Annotated in this window: 17 protein-coding genes and 2 riboswitches; of the genes, 12 read left to right on the forward strand and 5 right to left on the reverse strand. The window is 45.0% G+C overall.

The genetic code is table 11. The annotated features are described in order from the left end of the window. Positions 1 to 46 precede the first annotated feature (46 nt). Both M1D65_RS19380 and M1D65_RS19385 read left to right on the forward strand, forming a co-directional pair. Entirely contained in the window at positions 47 to 1,735 is a 1,689-nt protein-coding gene (locus M1D65_RS19380) for a M56 family metallopeptidase (protein WP_326153544.1), read from the forward strand. A 57-nt stretch (positions 1,736 to 1,792) separates the two neighbouring features. Beyond that, positions 1,793 to 1,990 (forward strand): hypothetical protein, encoded by a 198-nt coding sequence (locus M1D65_RS19385; protein WP_041850355.1) that lies wholly within the window; start codon positions 1,793 to 1,795, stop codon positions 1,988 to 1,990. A 12-nt stretch (positions 1,991 to 2,002) separates the two neighbouring features. Here M1D65_RS19385 and M1D65_RS19390 read toward each other — a convergent pair whose 3' ends face one another. The 3 genes from M1D65_RS19390 to M1D65_RS19400 form a co-directional block, all read right to left on the reverse strand. Next, entirely contained in the window at positions 2,003 to 2,842 is an 840-nt protein-coding gene (locus M1D65_RS19390) for a polysaccharide deacetylase family protein (protein WP_031315443.1), read from the reverse strand. A 106-nt stretch (positions 2,843 to 2,948) separates the two neighbouring features. Continuing rightward, positions 2,949 to 4,046, reverse strand: coding sequence for a maltodextrin ABC transporter ATP-binding protein MsmX (gene msmX, locus M1D65_RS19395; protein WP_003242648.1), 1,098 nt, complete (start codon positions 4,044 to 4,046; stop codon positions 2,949 to 2,951). Positions 4,047 to 4,166: 120 nt separating this feature from the next. Next, positions 4,167 to 5,060, reverse strand: coding sequence for a PucR family transcriptional regulator (locus tag M1D65_RS19400; RefSeq protein WP_032725100.1), 894 nt, complete (start codon positions 5,058 to 5,060; stop codon positions 4,167 to 4,169). A gap of 183 nt (positions 5,061 to 5,243) precedes the next feature. On the opposite strand from M1D65_RS19400, the gene M1D65_RS19405 reads away from it, so the two are divergent. After that, positions 5,244 to 6,701 (forward strand): aldehyde dehydrogenase family protein, encoded by a 1,458-nt coding sequence (locus M1D65_RS19405; protein WP_456270695.1) that lies wholly within the window; start codon positions 5,244 to 5,246, stop codon positions 6,699 to 6,701. A 41-nt stretch (positions 6,702 to 6,742) separates the two neighbouring features. Here the strand turns inward: M1D65_RS19405 and M1D65_RS19410 are convergent, their stop codons facing one another. Continuing rightward, positions 6,743 to 7,579 (reverse strand): YitT family protein, encoded by an 837-nt coding sequence (locus M1D65_RS19410; RefSeq protein ID WP_003242615.1) that lies wholly within the window; start codon positions 7,577 to 7,579, stop codon positions 6,743 to 6,745. Positions 7,580 to 7,655: 76 nt separating this feature from the next. Then, positions 7,656 to 7,758: riboswitch (guanidine-I (ykkC/yxkD leader) on the reverse strand. Positions 7,759 to 8,146: 388 nt separating this feature from the next. On the opposite strand from M1D65_RS19410, the gene M1D65_RS19415 reads away from it, so the two are divergent. Further along, a complete protein-coding gene (locus M1D65_RS19415; protein WP_120028571.1) occupies positions 8,147 to 8,689 on the forward strand; it encodes a DUF4352 domain-containing protein in 543 nt (180 codons plus the stop codon). A gap of 74 nt (positions 8,690 to 8,763) precedes the next feature. Here the strand turns inward: M1D65_RS19415 and galE are convergent, their stop codons facing one another. Further along, entirely contained in the window at positions 8,764 to 9,783 is a 1,020-nt protein-coding gene (gene galE, locus M1D65_RS19420; RefSeq protein WP_064671770.1) for a UDP-glucose 4-epimerase GalE, read from the reverse strand. Positions 9,784 to 10,011: 228 nt separating this feature from the next. On the opposite strand from galE, the gene M1D65_RS19425 reads away from it, so the two are divergent. From M1D65_RS19425 to M1D65_RS19460, 8 genes are all read left to right on the forward strand, one after another. Next, positions 10,012 to 10,485, forward strand: a complete 474-nt coding sequence (locus M1D65_RS19425) for a DUF1453 family protein (protein ID WP_017697230.1) — start codon at positions 10,012 to 10,014, stop codon at positions 10,483 to 10,485. Positions 10,486 to 10,502: 17 nt separating this feature from the next. Continuing rightward, entirely contained in the window at positions 10,503 to 11,726 is a 1,224-nt protein-coding gene (locus M1D65_RS19430; protein ID WP_456270696.1) for a sensor histidine kinase, read from the forward strand. Next, a complete protein-coding gene (yxjL, locus tag M1D65_RS19435) occupies positions 11,713 to 12,369 on the forward strand; it encodes a two-component system response regulator YxJL (RefSeq protein ID WP_064671768.1) in 657 nt (218 codons plus the stop codon). Before M1D65_RS19430 ends, yxjL begins: the two co-directional genes overlap by 14 nt. Positions 12,370 to 12,418: 49 nt before the next feature. Then, positions 12,419 to 13,651: a peptidase T gene (gene pepT, locus M1D65_RS19440; RefSeq protein ID WP_038429865.1), complete on the forward strand. Its 1,233-nt coding sequence runs from the start codon at positions 12,419 to 12,421 to the stop codon at positions 13,649 to 13,651. A gap of 104 nt (positions 13,652 to 13,755) precedes the next feature. Then, a complete protein-coding gene (locus M1D65_RS19445; protein ID WP_003227241.1) occupies positions 13,756 to 13,884 on the forward strand; it encodes a hypothetical protein in 129 nt (42 codons plus the stop codon). 289 nt (positions 13,885 to 14,173) lie between these two features. Next, a complete protein-coding gene (locus M1D65_RS19450; protein ID WP_072173222.1) occupies positions 14,174 to 14,437 on the forward strand; it encodes a hypothetical protein in 264 nt (87 codons plus the stop codon). Positions 14,438 to 14,565: 128 nt separating this feature from the next. Next, positions 14,566 to 15,054 (forward strand): LURP-one-related/scramblase family protein, encoded by a 489-nt coding sequence (locus tag M1D65_RS19455; RefSeq protein WP_047183417.1) that lies wholly within the window; start codon positions 14,566 to 14,568, stop codon positions 15,052 to 15,054. A gap of 65 nt (positions 15,055 to 15,119) precedes the next feature. After that, positions 15,120 to 15,226, forward strand: a riboswitch (SAM riboswitch). Between the two features lie 81 nt (positions 15,227 to 15,307). Then, positions 15,308 to 16,441, forward strand: coding sequence for a 5-methyltetrahydropteroyltriglutamate--homocysteine S-methyltransferase (locus tag M1D65_RS19460; RefSeq protein ID WP_317906383.1), 1,134 nt, complete (start codon positions 15,308 to 15,310; stop codon positions 16,439 to 16,441). The last annotated feature ends 19 nt before the right edge of the window (positions 16,442 to 16,460 follow it).

The following is a 16,460-nucleotide window of genomic DNA, read 5'->3' on the forward strand; positions in this document are numbered from 1 at the left end:
CATGCTATAGTAATAGTTGGAAATACTAGATAGAAAGGAATATGGCATGCCTATGGGAACTCATCTATTTCTCTTTATGCTTCTCGGGCTGGGATTTTATTTGATATCAGCCCTGGCAGCAAAATTCATTCCGGCCGTAGACTTCTGGATTGATATTGTTCTTTGGGTCGGCGCTGCGGTTTACATCTTCTCTCATCTCTCATTCATGGACGGCATAGTCTCAATCGCGACAATGTTCTTCTGCTATTGGACCGCAATGGATCTCATTGTTTCAGAGCGTGCGGAAAAACCTTCGGGAGACTGGCAGGAAATCGAGCTGGCCAGAAACAAAACACGTCTCCTGTCAGACATTACGCTGACCGCCATTGTGTTTGCAGGGGCTGTTATTTTTTTCATCTATGGACCTGACACAAGCCCTCTCAAATATGTAATCCTTTTCGGCATGATCTCCGGCGGAGGGGCACTGGTGAAGCGAACACTGAATGTTTTTAGCGTAAAGGTTTTTTATTCAGCAGCCTTAGAAAAATTGCATATCTGCTCACACTATGAAACCCGTACATACCCGCTTTCCGATTTGAAGGCCATTCAGCTTGAATCAACGGCAGATCTCTTAAAGCTCCATCCGCTTCTGACGATGTATTCATCACGTCTAGATTTAACAACAAGCTTTCAGCAAGTCATTAAACTGTCTCTTCCCGGCGAAACACTGTTTCTGACGGTGAAGGAACCGCAAAAATGGAAAACAATTCTCCAGGAGTACACAGATGCAGAAAACGATGTGGACAATGTAATTTCTGTTTTGCCGTTTTATCATAGAAAAAATGTGAAGCGGCTGCTCGGTAAGCTTTATTTTGCCGCCAGCGTAAAAGGGGTATCCGCTTACGCCTTATTGGTGCTCGCGTTATACGCATTACACGCCTCTCCATGGGTCATGGCTGTTGCCGTAATCCTGTATTGGGTATTCAACATGTATATGTCAGACCGTGTGTTGCGGGCGGCGATGGACGCCAAGCCTTGTCATCATCCGCATGTACAGGCAGCGGCCGATAAGATTTTTCGATCGGCCGGCATTTCCCATGTCCGCATATACGAAACGGAGAGTGATGATTACAACGGAATGGCAGTAGGCATGAATGTCGGGAGGTCAATGGTCATCCTGACAAGCGCCACACTAACACTTCCACAGCGTGTCATTGAAGGCATTCTGGCCCATGAGGCGATTCATATCAAAAAACGTGACGTTCTGTCTTCACAGCTTTTGCGTTTTCTATATCTTGGAGCTGTCGTTGGGATTTTCCTCTTGTTTGAGCAGCATATCACCCATCCCGAGGCCCATAAAATTGTGCTTTGGGCTTTCATTATGGCAATCATTATCCTATTCCAGCTCTATCAATCCTTTTGTTCACAATGGATGGAGGTGCGTGCTGACAATCTTGGCGCATCATTGCTGGAGGGCGGTTACAAACAAATGGCTGAAGCCTTGAGAATCTTGGCGGTTCGGCAGGATGAGGACATACAGAAACAAAGTGCCTACAGCTCTGAAGCAGGTGAAGACGAGCTTCAAATTGATTCTCTCACCCGTGATAAAAGCTGGCTTTTCAGACTGATTGATTTTCAGTTCGCTCCTCATCCCCCTATGTATTGGCGTGTCGGCACTTTATTGTCAAACAAAGGACGTGGGGTGCTAAAGCGCTGGCTCAGAGACCGCCTGAAAGAATCAATCACTTTGAAATGAAACCGGTCAGCGTTTCATCCGTATAACAGATATGGTGAAAAAAGGGAGTGACCAGAAGTGATAGTGATCTTATTGATAATAGCTATTATTGTTTTTCTTTCAGTCATTCAGCCGCAGTCATCGGATAATAAAAGCCGCCAGCAGGCGGACAGCGGGTATTTCGGTTATTCAGATCATAGCTCACACCATGATGGATGCAGCAGTGACGGAGGTTTCAGCGATTCCGGCTGTGGCGGCGGAGGGGGCGGCGATTAAACGCCGCCTTTTTTATTTCATTGATTCGATGTACGCACCAAAAGCCGAGCCCGACATGCCTGGGGACACGCGCACACGATGGAGGGCATACATTCCCTGGTCTCTCGAAGCCGCGCCCGGTTCTGTCGTCACGCCCATTTGATAGCCTGTTTTTTCAGCGGCCTTCAGCGTCTCCTCATTGTAGCGCCCTACCGGATAGCTGATGATGGTGGTTTGCTGATGAAACATGTTGTCAAACAGCTTTTTCGAATCAGCCATCTCACTTTGCTGCTGTTGAGGCGTTAATCCGTTCAGTTCAAGGTGGTCAATCGTATGGCTTTCAATCGATATGCCGTGCTGTGCCATTTCCTTCATTTGTTCCTCTGTCAGATGGTGCTTATGTCCGATCGATTTGCCGATCATAAAAATCGTTGCCTTCATCCCGTACTTTTTCAGCACCGGATACGCATCTTGATAATTGTCGGTGTACCCGTCATCAAATGTGATCAGCACGCACTTCTCACTCGGTTTTTTATCCTGCGTCAGCATGAGATACGCCTCTTTCGGCGTTAATGTCTGATAGCCGTTATCATGAAGCCACTTCATATGCGCCTCGAATTCTTTTTTTGGCACACGGAGGCTGTTTCCTGAAGAAATGCTGTGGTACATCAAAATCGGCAGCTTTGCCGGTTTCTCTGTTTTGATCCATGCGGATGTATCGTCTTCTTTTTTCTGAACTTGTACTGCCTTTTTTTCCGGTTTCTTTTGTTCCGCTTTTGGCATCGGCTGCTCTGCATTCGCCTCTTGATCAGCGCAAGCCGCAAGAGCCAAACAGCTGCCCAAAAGAAAGATGCTTAAAAACAATCGTTTCATCGTTCTCCTGCTTTCTGTCTATTTCTTCCTCCTATTTCATCGGTTTGATTCTGAGATTTTCAATAGCAAAAAAACCGGACATGTCTCCATGTCCGGTTTTTTGATCTTATCGGATTCTCACTTCTGTCTCACTGTCAAAGAAATGGCCTTTGTTCATATCAAATGCGACCGTCAGTTCATCGCCCGATTGAATATCGAGGCGGGCGTCGATCCGCGCAATAAAGTCTTGGTTGTCGATCTGCGAATAAATCATGATTTCAGAACCGAGCAGCTCTGCAACATTGATTTTCGCCTTAATCGAAGAGTTCTTATATGATTCGACGACAATCAATTCATCATGGATATCCTCAGGACGGATGCCAAAGATGACCTCTTTGCCGATGTAGCCTTTTTCACGCAGCACTTTCATTTTTCCTTCCGGGACGGTTAATGCCGCAGAACCGATTTTGATTAAGCCATCCGTGAGCTTCCCTTTGAAAAAGTTCATCGCTGGTGATCCGATAAACCCGCCGACAAAGACGTTTTCAGGGAACTCGTATACATCCTTCGGCGTCCCGATCTGCTGAATTTTCCCATCTTTCATGACTACGATCCGTGTCGCCATCGTCAGCGCTTCTGTCTGGTCATGTGTCACATAAATCGTTGTAGTCTGCAGTCTCTGGTGGAGCTTAATGATTTCCGCCCGCATTTGCACCCTCAGCTTCGCGTCCAGGTTTGACAAAGGCTCATCCATCAGGAACACCTTTGCATCCCGCACGATTGCCCGGCCCAGCGCGACCCGCTGTCTCTGTCCACCTGACAGCGCTTTCGGTTTACGGTGCAAATATTCCTCCAGTCCGAGAATTTTAGCCGCTTCCTCTACTCTTTTTTTGATTTCAGGCTTCGGCATTTTCCGAAGCTTGAGCCCGAACGCGATATTATCGTAGACCGTCATATGCGGATAGAGCGCGTAGTTTTGAAATACCATCGCGATATCCCTGTCCTTTGGCGCTACATCATTGACCCGTTTTCCTTCAATATAAAAATCGCCTTTCGAAATTTCTTCAAGTCCTGCGACCATTCGCAGCGTCGTTGATTTCCCGCAGCCGGACGGGCCGACGAATACGATAAATTCCTTATCGGCAATATGAAGGTTAAAGTCATCAACCGCCGGTTCCTTTTGATCATAAAATTTATAAATGTGCTCCATCCGCAATTCAGCCATCTAACATCCCCCTTTGTTATTGTAAACGCTTTCTTATATTGAGTGTAACAGCAATTCTCTCTCGCTAAAATGGGCAGCGTTCATAAAATCACCCAGCCATTTTTCGTGCATATTTCCAATTTATTCTGAACTTTCATTTTGCAGGCAGATAAAATAGGCAAGAAGCGCGCCTTTGTACGATTTGATATCTATTCCTGACCGCTCAATAAATTTATCAATCCGATATTGCAGGCTGTTGCGATGCAGATGCAGCTTTTTCGCTGTTAATGTGACGTTTGAGTTGTTTTCAATAAACAGCTTAATGGTCTTCCTTAGCTCAGCTTCACTTCCAAATAAAAGCTCAGCTTCTTCAGAGAGCAGCGTTTCCAGTTTTTCTTTTTCTGTTTCTAATAATAGAAAAGGAAAGATCATCTCAAAGGTCACACTCTGCACCTGAGGCAGCCGTTTTTCAGCAAACAGGAAATACGCCTGTTCACGAGCGAAATGTTTTCGCAGACACTCATCCGGCTCGTAAAATCTTCCGGCGTAAAAACGGACACTGAAGTAGAAATCACTTTCAAGAACCTTAGCGAGCGATTCCAGTTCGTCCTTCTCCGCCGCCGCTTCACTTTCCTGCTCGACAATCACGCCTCTGTCCTCATGGATCCACACAATCACAAAAGACACCGGCCAAAAATGGCGAACCGCTTCCGTAAAGGACGTCCTTTCTATTTTGCCGAATAAATGAAAGTGAACAAATCTCGTCCGTTTCTTTATATACGCCGGCAATTCCCCTCTGGAAAAAAGGAATGAAAACCACTTGTTTTCCTCAGGTGATTTCATAGACAGTTGATTGCCCTCATCCGCAGGCGTCAAAAATGACTGCAGCACCAATACTTCTTTTTCACTGATCTCTGTTTTCGGAATGGAGATATATCTCTGATTGCTCTCATCAAAAAAACATAGACAGCCTTCCCTTATGCAAAGCTCCTCAGACACAATCGAACCGGGATAAATAGCCAGCAGCGATTTCATAGAGTCTCCTCTCTTATGTAAGGATCTGTATATTCAGTATAAGGCGAAACACACATGTTCTCCACTAAAAAAGAGTATATCCGGTATAGATAGACGAGAAACTGAAAGGGAAACCTCATTCGTTTACATATTGGCTTCAGCGGAAATAGAAGAGGATATGCAAGACCAAAGGAGGGTCATCTTATGAGTTTCGAAACGTTAAACAAAAGTTTTATCAACGGAAAATGGACTGAGGGAGAAAGCGGACGTACGGAGGACATTTTGAATCCGTATGACCAGTCTGTGATCACAACAGCATCTTTGGCAACGGGCAAACAGCTGGAGGATGCGTTTGACATTGCACAGAAAGCCCAAAAAGAGTGGGCCAAGAGCACAACGGAAGACCGAAAAGCCGTCCTGCAAAAAGCGCGCGGCTATTTACAGGAAAACCGTGATGACATCATCATGATGATCGCCCGCGAAACTGGCGGAACGATCATTAAATCAACAATCGAGCTGGAACAAACGATTGCGATTTTAGATGAAGCCTTGACGTATACTGGTGAATTAGGCGGCGTCAAAGAGGTGCCATCCGACATTGAAGGGAAAACCAATAAGATTTACCGCCTTCCGCTAGGTGTCATTTCATCGATTTCTCCATTTAATTTTCCAATGAATTTATCTATGAGATCCATTGCGCCCGCAATTGCGCTGGGTAACAGTGTTGTTCACAAGCCTGATATCCAAACTGCTATTTCCGGCGGGACCATCATTGCGAAAGCGTTTGAACACGCCGGTCTTCCTGCCGGTGTCCTTAACGTCATGCTGACGGATGTAAAGGAAATCGGGGACGGCATGCTCACCAATCCAATCCCGAGATTAATCAGCTTTACGGGATCAACCGCAGTCGGGCGCCACATCGGTGAAATCGCCGGTCGCGCCTTCAAACGAATGGCCCTTGAACTCGGCGGCAACAATCCATTTGCCGTTCTTTCAGATGCGGATGTCGATCGTGCTGTGGATGCCGCGATTTTCGGAAAATTTATTCACCAGGGACAAATCTGTATGATTATCAACAGGATCATCGTTCATCAAGATGTGTACGATGAGTTTGTAGAAAAGTTCACCGCCCGTGTCAAACAGCTTCCGTACGGCGATCAAACCGATCCGAAAACCGTTGTCGGCCCGCTGATCAACGAGCGCCAAATCGAGAAAGCGCTAGAGATCATTGAGCAGGCAAAGGCAGACGGCATTGAGCTTGCGGTTGAAGGAAAACGCGTCGGAAACGTGCTGACGCCGTACGTCTTTGTCGGTGCGGACAACAACAGCAAAATTGCCCAAACGGAGCTGTTTGCCCCAATCGCAACCATTATTAAAGCTGGCAGCGACCAGGAAGCGATTGACATGGCAAATGATACTGAATACGGCCTCAGCTCTGCGGTTTTCACTTCTGATTTAGAAAAAGGCGAAAAGTTCGCCCTGCAAATTGACAGCGGCATGACCCATGTCAACGACCAGTCCGTCAATGATTCGCCGAATATTGCCTTTGGCGGCAACAAAGCAAGCGGTGTCGGCCGCTTCGGTAATCCGTGGGTCGTCGAGGAATTTACCGTGACCAAATGGATTTCGATACAGAAGCAATACCGCAAATATCCGTTCTAAATGAAAAAATCCCTCTGCTTCAAGTACAGAGGGATTTTTCTTTATTTAGATATATCCACAAACCCTTCGCCAAACACATCGCGTACGTCATGAACGATCACAAACGCTTTTTTGTCGCAGCTTCTAATGATTTTTTTCAGCATAGACAGCTCCTGTTTGTTAATGACGATATACAAAATCTCTTTTGATTGGCCCGTATAATTTCCCTTCCCTGATAAAATCGTCACGCCCCGATCCATCAAGGTATTTACCTGCTCTGCAATCTCACTCTTATTTTCTGAAATGACCGTAATGGCTTTTTTCGTATTCAAACCTTCAATAATGAAATCCATCACTTTGGTACCGATATACAGCATCACGATCGTAAACATCATTTTTTCTGCACCAATAATAAAATAAGAGCTAAATACTACGATTAAATCAAAAAACAAGAGTGCATAGCTGATATTCCAGTCTAAATATTTATTAGCAATTCTGGCCAGAATCGCGGAACCAGCCGTCGTCCCGCCGACCCGGATAATCATGCCGATCCCGACTCCCGCAAATACACCTGCGAAAATCGTATTAATGATCAATTCATCAGACGGAATGCTCCACCCATGTGTCAGATGAAGAAAAAGCGAATTTGCCGCAACCGCAATGATCGTATAAACCGTTGTTTTTCCATCCAGAAACTTGTAGCCGATTAAAAGCAAAAACGCATTTAAGATAAAGTTCGTGACACCTGGAGACCATTGAAACAGATAATACAATATCAGCGTAATCCCAGTGACTCCGCCTTCCCCAAGATCATTGGGAATCGCAAATAAATTAACCGCAAGCGCGAAGAAAAAAGCGCCAATCACAAGCATAAGTACATCCAGCATTCTCTTTTTCATCACGAAAACACTCCTTCTCATTGTTCTGTTCTAGCAAATAAAAAAACCCAGGAGAACGCTCTCGAAAAAGAGCAGAAACTCCCGGGCTTTTATCCCACCGTGTCATAACAGCCAAGCTGCTATGTGTTTTCTCTCGGTCACAGTCCAATTTGCATTGCGGAACCCTAGAAAACCACTGTTTTTATCATATCCTTTTCACTTTCCAATATTAGCATTATAAGGGACGGTTCGAATTGGTTCAAGGGGTATTTGCGGAGTTTTCATCAGATAAGCTGGAAGAAAATACGATTTATCTATTAAAAAAGAACAGATATAACCGATAAGAAAAAAAGCATATATTTTACAAGCGAATGTAACTATAAATGATAATAATTATAAGAAATTCATAATTTTATATTGACTAAGTGAAATAATATAGGCATTATAGTACATATGTTTCGTACATTTTATTACATAGGAGGAAATATAATGGCAGGAAAACTAGTACCCTGTAAAGCTTGCGGTCAAGAAATTGCAAAGGGTGTAAAAAAATGTCCTAACTGCGGTAAGGATCAACGTAACTTTTTTATGCGACATAAAATCATTACGTTTATTCTCGCAGTTGTTGTCATCATTATTATCGGTAATATGATTGGCGGCGGAGGCGGCTCAGAAGCCACTTCCAAAACATCAAGCAGCAGCAAAGCAGAAACTGAAAAAACATACAATATCGGTGATACCGTAAAAACTGAAAAAACTGAAGTAACAGTTACGAAGGTAGAGGACAGAGATACTGTCGGTACTCAATATGTTGAAAAGAAAGCATCTGATGGTGGTACAATTGTAGCAGTTCAATATACAATTAAAAACGTATCTAAAAAGCCGATTAGCTCTTTTTCAATTCCAACTGTTAAATTAGTTGATGCTGATGGCACTTCTTATGATGCTGATATCGATGCTTCTTCAACCTATGCAACTGAGACAAAAGTTGACAACTCTAAAATATTAAGTGATCTAAATCCTAATATTAAAGTAACAGATGTGAAAGCATTTGAGGTGGACAAGGAAGCTTATGCAAAAGGCACTTGGAAACTAAAATTCAGTAATGATGTTATTGTGAAAATCAAATAACAGCTAACAAGGGTGCCTGTTCAGGCACCCTTGTTCTTTAAAAAAGGCCTTCTCTATTGAGAAGGCCTCCATTCTTATTCCGCACTCTTATACCCATTCACATTAGAAGACTGCCATCTCCAGGAATCAGCACACATTTCCTCAAGGCCGCGTTTCGCTTCCCAGCCCAGTTCCCGCTTGGCTTTCGCAGGATCTGCAAAGCATGTGGCGATGTCTCCCGGACGGCGGTCCGCAAAACGGTACGGAACCTCTTTCCCTGACACTTTTTCAAAGGCTTTGACCATTTCAAGCACGCTGTAGCCTGTGCCTGTTCCAAGGTTGTATGCATCGGCTCCTGTAGAGTTCAATACTTTTTCCAGCGCCTTGACGTGGCCTTCTGCGAGATCAACGACGTGAATATAATCGCGTACGCCTGTCCCGTCTTTTGTCGGATAGTCATTTCCGAATACGCTTAATTGCTCGAGCTTCCCGACTGCTACCTGTGCCACATACGGCATAAGGTTATTTGGGATTCCGTTCGGGTCTTCACCGATCCGTCCGCTTGGATGCGCGCCGAACGGGTTAAAGTAACGAAGCAGCGCAACGCTCCACTCATTGTCGGCTGTATGCAAATCACGCAATATTTGTTCAAGCATGAGCTTCGTCTGTCCATAAGGGTTTGTCGCACCTAATGGAAAGTCTTCCGTAATCGGCGATGTTTCCGGAACGCCGTATACTGTCGCAGATGAACTGAATACGATTTTCTTGACGCCGTATTTCTCCATGGCCTCGCATAAAATAAACGTTCCTGTCAAATTGTTATGATAATATTTGAGGGGAATCGCAACAGATTCACCGACTGCTTTTAACCCTGCAAAATGAATCACAGCTTCGATTTCATTTTCAGCAAAAACCGCATCTACCGCTTCCCGGTCCAATAAATCCGCTTCGTAGAACGTTAAATCTTTTCCTGTAATCTCCTTGACACGGTTCAGCGCTTCAGCTGAACTGTTGGACAGATTATCAAGAACAACAATCTCGTAGCCGCTGTTCAATAGTTCAACACATGTGTGGCTGCCAATGTACCCGGCACCGCCAGTAACAAGTATTGCCATGATTTAAACCCTCCTAAAAAATGACCTGTTTTCATTATATAGTGTTTAGAACCGGTCCACATCCATTTTTAAGAAGTTTAATCGTTTATTAATAGTTTCTTCATATATTATCAGCATTTTCATACCTTTATGCAGCGCGAACAAGTATAGCAGCTGAAAAATCAATCTGCCGGTTGACGTTTTCCTTTCCCTTTTTCGCTATGCTTAATGCAGAAAGGATTTGATGACATGGCGATGAGCCCATATATTTTTATTGTATTGATTCTTATTATTTTATCGATGTACCGAGAGAGAGCTGTCAGACCCGGGAAGTTGCTGATCATTCCGCTGCTGCTCTTATGGGGCGTATCAGCATCGTTTCAGCCGGCGTATTTTCATTCCGTATTACATGTGGCGATCAGCGGCATTTTATTATTGATCGGGCTGGCCTGCGGGTTTGGCATTGGGAAGATGGTAAATGTACGGATTCACCCGGAAACCGGAAAGGTCACTTCACGCGGCTCACTTGGGAGTGTTATCCTCATTCTAGTGATACTTTCTTTGCGCATGGCCGCGAGAACATGGCTGCCTGAGAGCAACGAGATGTTTATTGCCATTATTCATTCTATGTTCTTCGTTCCCCTCGGCACCATCACAGCCCGCAACATCATGCTTTACAAAGCATACAGACGGCTGACCGCCGGCAAAGTATCCATTCAATAACCGAAAGAAGGACCAGCATGAACGGACAAACTCCGGCTCGGCACTACTACAAGAAGCTTGTGCCGAGCCTTATTCTCATTTTGAATTGCATACAATTTTTATCTCATCCAACTAAGGCTGATCCCATTTTGTTAGCATTTGTATTTGCGGTATACTTAGCATTCATTTGGATCATTCCCTATGTGGCATCCACCGCTGTTAGTTTGAGCATATTCGTCGGGCTTTGGATCCTGACCGTTTTTCTTTGGGCTGTTTCCGGCCAAGAGCAGGGAGCCGCCTTTTTTTTACTCGTATTTTTAATGGTTTATGAAGCCATAAAGCTTCCTGCACGGCTGTCTTTGATCCTTACAGTGTGCCTAATTGGGGGCAATGCTTTCTTTTTGTATTCTGTTTTTGACAGCAGCTGGGACGATATCATCAGCAACATCTCGATCATGATCGGACTCTACGTCTTCTTCTCCTCCATGCGTTTCAGACGAGAAGCGAGAAAGGAGGCTGAACGGAATCATGCTGAATTGGCAAAAATGCATGTGCAGCTGGAGCATGCTCATAAAGAACTCCAGAAAGCGCATGCAGAGCTGCAGGAGGCTTCTGTTCTTTCATTAAGGTACGCGGTCCTTGAGGAACGTACAAGAATCGCCCGCGACATTCATGACAGTATCGGTCACGAGCTGACTTCTGTGATTGTTCAGCTTCAATCTCTTCCCTATATCCTCAAAAGCAGCAAGGAGGATTCAGAAAAAGTCATTCAAAATGTACTGAGTGTCGCCAGGGAATGTCTTCAAGAAGTACGGTCTGTCGTTCACCAAATGGGCCGTAGTGAATCGATGGTGGGGCTTACCGCTTTGCGGGGGCTCATTCATCAAGTGGAGGAACGGAGCGGCTTGCACGTTTCTTTAGATACTGCCGGACTGTCAGAAGAGTCTTGGCCTCCAAACGTGAGCGAAACGATCTACCGCATCTTGCAGGAAGCGCTGACCAATATCATTCGTCACGCTGACGCTTCTCATGCGGCGGCCGTCATTTCTAACGACAAGTCCCATCTCTATGTCACAGTCACCGACGACGGACAATTCACCGGCAGCCTTACTTATGGATTTGGCCTGACAGGAATGAAAGAGCGCGCAGAAAAAGCAGGCGGTTCCCTTACTTTCAGTGCCGTACAGCCGAGCGGCCTGAAAATTGAGCTGTCATTGCCGCTCATGACAACGCATAAGGAGCAAAAAGATGAACAAAGATAAAATACACGTCGCGCTTGCCGATGATCAGCCGCTTGTGCGTGAAGGCTTCCGCTACATCATCAACGCACAGCCGGATATGACGGTTTCTGGTGAGGCCGGCGACGGTTGCGATATTATAGCACTCGCAAAACAAACAAAACCCGATGTCATCCTCATGGATGTCCAGATGCCGCATTGCTCAGGCATCGAAGCGGCGAAAGACATCATATCCGCCCTTCCAGATACAAAGATTGTCATTTTAACGACCTTTGACACGGAGGAATACGTATTTGAAGGCATCCGTGCGGGCGCAGTCGGCTATCTGCTGAAGGATACACTTCCTGAAGAGTTGATAGATGCGATTCGCGCTGCGGCCAGAGGCGAGGCGATTTTCCGTACAGTCACAGCTGCTAAAATTATCAGTGAGACATTTCGGGCGAAGCAACAGCCCCATCCAGAAGAACTGGCAGAGCCGTTCACCAAAAGAGAGCTTGAGGTTCTTCAGCAAATGGCCTACGGACTGAGAAATGAGGATATTGCTGAAAAGCTTTTCGTCAGTGAAAGCACTGTGAAAACCCACGTGCACCGCATCCTGCAAAAATGCAATGCCCAAGACCGGACACAGGCAGTCGTTTTTGCCATTCGAAACGGTATTGTGCAATAGAAATCTCTCATCCCGCCATGCTAAAATAAGACAAAGGAGATGATTGGAAATGAAAGAAGAAATCATTGAACGGTTTACTACATATGTAAAAGTCGACACACAGTCCGATGAATCCGTTGACACTTGTCCTTCCACACCCGGCCAATTGACATTAGGAAACATGCTCGTTGATGAATTGAAGTCCATCGGCATGCAGGATGCAGCCATTGATGAAAACGGCTATGTCATGGCAACTCTTCCCTCCAACACTGAAAAAGACGTGCCGACAATCGGCTTTCTCGCTCACGTCGACACCGCTACAGACTTTACCGGCAAAAACGTGAATCCGCAAATCATCGAAAGCTATGATGGAAAAGACATCGTTCTTAACGAAAAGCTGCAGGTCACCCTGTCACCTGATCAATTTCCTGAGCTGTCCGGCTATAAGGGCCATACACTCATCACCACAGACGGCACCACCCTTCTCGGCGCAGACAATAAGGCCGGTATCGCTGAAATCATGACAGCCATGGATTACCTCATCAAACACCCTGAAATCAAGCACGGCACAATCAGAGTCGCCTTTACGCCTGATGAAGAAATCGGAAGAGGGCCGCACAAATTTGATGTGAAACGGTTCAATGCATCCTTTGCCTACACGGTTGACGGCGGGCCGCTCGGCGAGCTTGAATATGAAAGCTTCAATGCCGCTGCCGCAAAAATTACGATTAAAGGCAACAACGTACATCCCGGAACAGCTAAAGGAAAAATGATCAACTCTGCGAAAATCGCGATGAAGCTGAACAGCCTGCTGCCGGCAGACGAAGCGCCTGAATATACGGAAGGCTATGAAGGCTTCTACCACCTGCTGTCGATTCAAGGAGACGTAGAGGAAACAAAGCTCCACTACATTATCAGAGACTTTGACAAAGAGAATTTCCAAAACAGAAAAGAAACAATGAAGCGTGCCGTTGAAGAACTTCAAAACGAATACGGGCAAGACCGGATTCTGCTGGATATGAACGACCAATACTACAATATGAGAGAGAAAATTGAACCTGTCATCGAAATCGTCAACATTGCCAAGCAAGCGATGGAAAACCTCGGCATCGAACCGAAGATTTCTCCCATCCGCGGCGGCACCGACGGATCGCAGCTGTCCTACATGGGGCTTCCGACGCCAAACATCTTTACAGGCGGGGAAAATTTCCACGGCAAATTTGAATACATCTCAGTTGATAACATGGTCAAAGCCGTAAATGTCATCGTTGAGATTGCAAAGCAGTTTGAAGCGCAAGCATAATGCCAAAAGCCAGTCCAAAAAAGGACTGGCTTTTTTGTGTGAAAATGAAACATTTTAAACGCGTCCTCCGTAAAACAAGTATCAACAAATGAGGAGGAAAAACAATGACAAAACATGCAATCGCTGCAAAGAGTCTCTTGAAAAAATGGATCATTTCCAGGCCGCTTAACATGCAAAAGAAATCCAGCCCATTTCAAAAAATCAGAAAAATGTTCAAACGCTTCTTCAAATAAAACATTCAAATCCCCTAAATACAATCCCTATTCACCCGTACCGCCCAAATGCTCCGTAATTTGGGTTTTTTGTGTTCAATTCCGCAAAATAGGGTATAAACCAAACAAGCAAGAATACAGCACCCAAAAACAGGCAATTCGAATTACGCAAACTTAGGTTAAAAGTTATATAAAGGAATTTATTTTATCGTCGATAGTAACTATAGAACCAATCATCAACAAGAGCAAACAGCGTGATTCAAGACTATTTTCAGGTCATCAGGTTATACTGTTTTAGAGGGACAGTTTCTTGTTATTTATTGATTTAGAATTTTTTGAATACTTTTTGACTTTTTATCCGTACAATAGAGAGTACCAAAACTTTTTTTGGGAGGTATGTAATATGATCCTATTTATTATCATCGCATTATGCGGCTATCTTCTTTTTTCTTTCAGCAAGGACAATCGCCGCAAACCGCAAAAGACAAGCCCTCTGCCAGCAGCCGCACCTCATCACAACAACCTAATCGACCTTGACGCCATCCGCCAAAAACGCCGGATGCATCTTTCCTAATTCTATATTTCAAATGAAAAGGCTGCTGAATCACGCAGCCTTTTAAAATTGTTTTGATTTAGAGCCTGAAACCTTTTCGCCACCTATCCGTAATTTCATACAAGGCAAACCCAAAGGAGACTTCAGCAATGATCGAGTTATTTATGAAACAAAAAATGTTCTCATTTAAAGATGCATTTCACATTTATGACCGGGATGAACAAGAAACATTCAAGGTGGAGGGGCGTTTTTTCTCGTTAGGAGACTCATTACAAATGACAGACTCATCTGGGAAAACGCTCGTTTCCATAGAACAAAAACTAATGTCTTTATTGCCGCGCTATGAGATTTCAATTGGCGGGAAAACAGTTTGTGAGGTAACGAAGAAAGTAACGTTTTTCAAACCGAAATTTGTGATTTCCGGGCTTAACTGGGAAATCGATGGTGATTTATGGAGGGATGAATTCCAGCTGACGGACGGGGAAAGTGTCCGGATGTCAGTGAGCAAAAAGTGGCTCAGTTGGGGTGATTCCTATCACTTGCAGATTGCAAACGAGGAAGATGTTCTGATTTGCACTGCCATCGCTATCGTGCTTGATATGGTTTTATATAACGATGAAGATGAAAGTATTTTCTAAAAAGCATTGACAATTGATGCAAAAGTAATAATATTAAGATAATTGAAATCTGAATATGAAGTTGTACCTTATCAAGAGAGGTGGAGGGACTGGCCCTATGATACCCGGCAACCGCTGTTTCAAACAGAATGGTGCTAAATCCTTAAGAACATTGCGTTCTTGCAGATGAGGCGGAGATTTGATCGTTCAAGCTCTTCCTTCACAAAGGAAGAGCTTTTTACATGCTCATTATTTCAGAAAAGAGGCGAATAACATGGCTCAACAAACGAATGTTGCAGGACAAAAAACAGAAAAACAACACAAAGCACCTTTCCGCGCCGATCATGTCGGCAGTTTGCTTCGTTCCGTTCCGGTGAAGGAATCCCGGCAAAAAAAAGCGGCTGGTGAGATGACAGCGGAACAGCTTCGTGATATCGAAAATCAAGAGATCACCCGCATCGTGGAAAAACAAAAAGAAATCGGTCTCAACGTGGTAACAGACGGGGAATTCCGGCGTTCTTGGTGGCATTATGACTTCCTAGAAGGACTTGACGGTGTGGAACCGTTCATTCCGGCTGAGGGAATTCAGTTCCATAACACAAAAACGAAAGCGCGCAGCATCAAAGTGACGGGAAAACTCGATTTTACGAGCCACCCAGCGCTTGCTGATTATCAATTTTTACATGAGATTGCCGGTAACGCGACGCCAAAATTGACCATTCCCAGCCCAAATATGCTGTTTTTTGGCGAAAAGGCGGATAAAGGGATTTATGACGATCAAGAGGAATATTTTCATGACCTGGCCCAAGCATACAAAAAAGCAATCAAAGCCTTCTATGATGCTGGCTGCCGTTATCTCCAGCTCGATGATACGTCATGGGCTCTCTTCTTTGAGGAAAAAGGCAGAGAGGTTGTCCGGGCGCTCGGCGGTGATCCAGAAACATTGCCAGCCATATTTGCTAAAACAATTAACGATGCCGTCGCAGACCGGCCTGACGATTTAACGATCACAATGCACATTTGCCGCGGCAACTTCCGCTCAACCTGGGCGGCATCAGGAGGGTACGACGCTGTAGCGGAAACGATTTTGGACGGCTTAAACCTTGACGGCCTTTTCTTGGAATACGATGATGACCGCTCCGGAAACTTTGATCCGCTCCGTTTTGTGAAGCGCAAGGATCTGCAAATTGTGCTCGGCTTGATCACATCGAAATACGGCGAGCTTGAAAATCCTGAAGATGTGAAACGCCGTATCAATGAAGCCGCGCGTTTTGTCAGCTTGGACCAGCTATGCCTGAGCCCGCAGTGCGGTTTCGCCTCTACAGAAGAAGGCAACCTTCTGACAGAGGAGCAGCAATGGGCAAAGCTTCGCCATGTCATCGACATTGCCAACGATGTGTGGAGATAATCTATCATTGACAGAAATA

The organism is Bacillus sp. JZ39 (genome assembly GCF_053903145.1).

Coding starts and splice junctions, on each gene's coding strand:
- msmX (WP_003242648.1), bottom strand. CDS start 4,046: ATGGCTGAATTGCGGATGGAGCACATTTATAAATTTTATGATCAAAAG.
- M1D65_RS19410 (WP_003242615.1), bottom strand. CDS start 7,579: ATGAAAAAGAGAATGCTGGATGTACTTATGCTTGTGATTGGCGCTTTT.
- M1D65_RS19400 (WP_032725100.1), bottom strand. CDS start 5,060: ATGAAATCGCTGCTGGCTATTTATCCCGGTTCGATTGTGTCTGAGGAG.
- M1D65_RS19405 (WP_456270695.1), top strand. CDS start 5,244: ATGAGTTTCGAAACGTTAAACAAAAGTTTTATCAACGGAAAATGGACT.
- pepT (WP_038429865.1), top strand. CDS start 12,419: ATGAAAGAAGAAATCATTGAACGGTTTACTACATATGTAAAAGTCGAC.
- M1D65_RS19380 (WP_326153544.1), top strand. CDS start 47: ATGCCTATGGGAACTCATCTATTTCTCTTTATGCTTCTCGGGCTGGGA.
- M1D65_RS19460 (WP_317906383.1), top strand. CDS start 15,308: ATGGCTCAACAAACGAATGTTGCAGGACAAAAAACAGAAAAACAACAC.
- M1D65_RS19430 (WP_456270696.1), top strand. CDS start 10,503: ATGAACGGACAAACTCCGGCTCGGCACTACTACAAGAAGCTTGTGCCG.
- galE (WP_064671770.1), bottom strand. CDS start 9,783: ATGGCAATACTTGTTACTGGCGGTGCCGGGTACATTGGCAGCCACACA.
- M1D65_RS19415 (WP_120028571.1), top strand. CDS start 8,147: ATGCGACATAAAATCATTACGTTTATTCTCGCAGTTGTTGTCATCATT.
- M1D65_RS19455 (WP_047183417.1), top strand. CDS start 14,566: ATGATCGAGTTATTTATGAAACAAAAAATGTTCTCATTTAAAGATGCA.
- M1D65_RS19425 (WP_017697230.1), top strand. CDS start 10,012: ATGGCGATGAGCCCATATATTTTTATTGTATTGATTCTTATTATTTTA.
- yxjL (WP_064671768.1), top strand. CDS start 11,713: ATGAACAAAGATAAAATACACGTCGCGCTTGCCGATGATCAGCCGCTT.
- M1D65_RS19445 (WP_003227241.1), top strand. CDS start 13,756: ATGACAAAACATGCAATCGCTGCAAAGAGTCTCTTGAAAAAATGGATC.
- M1D65_RS19390 (WP_031315443.1), bottom strand. CDS start 2,842: ATGAAACGATTGTTTTTAAGCATCTTTCTTTTGGGCAGCTGTTTGGCT.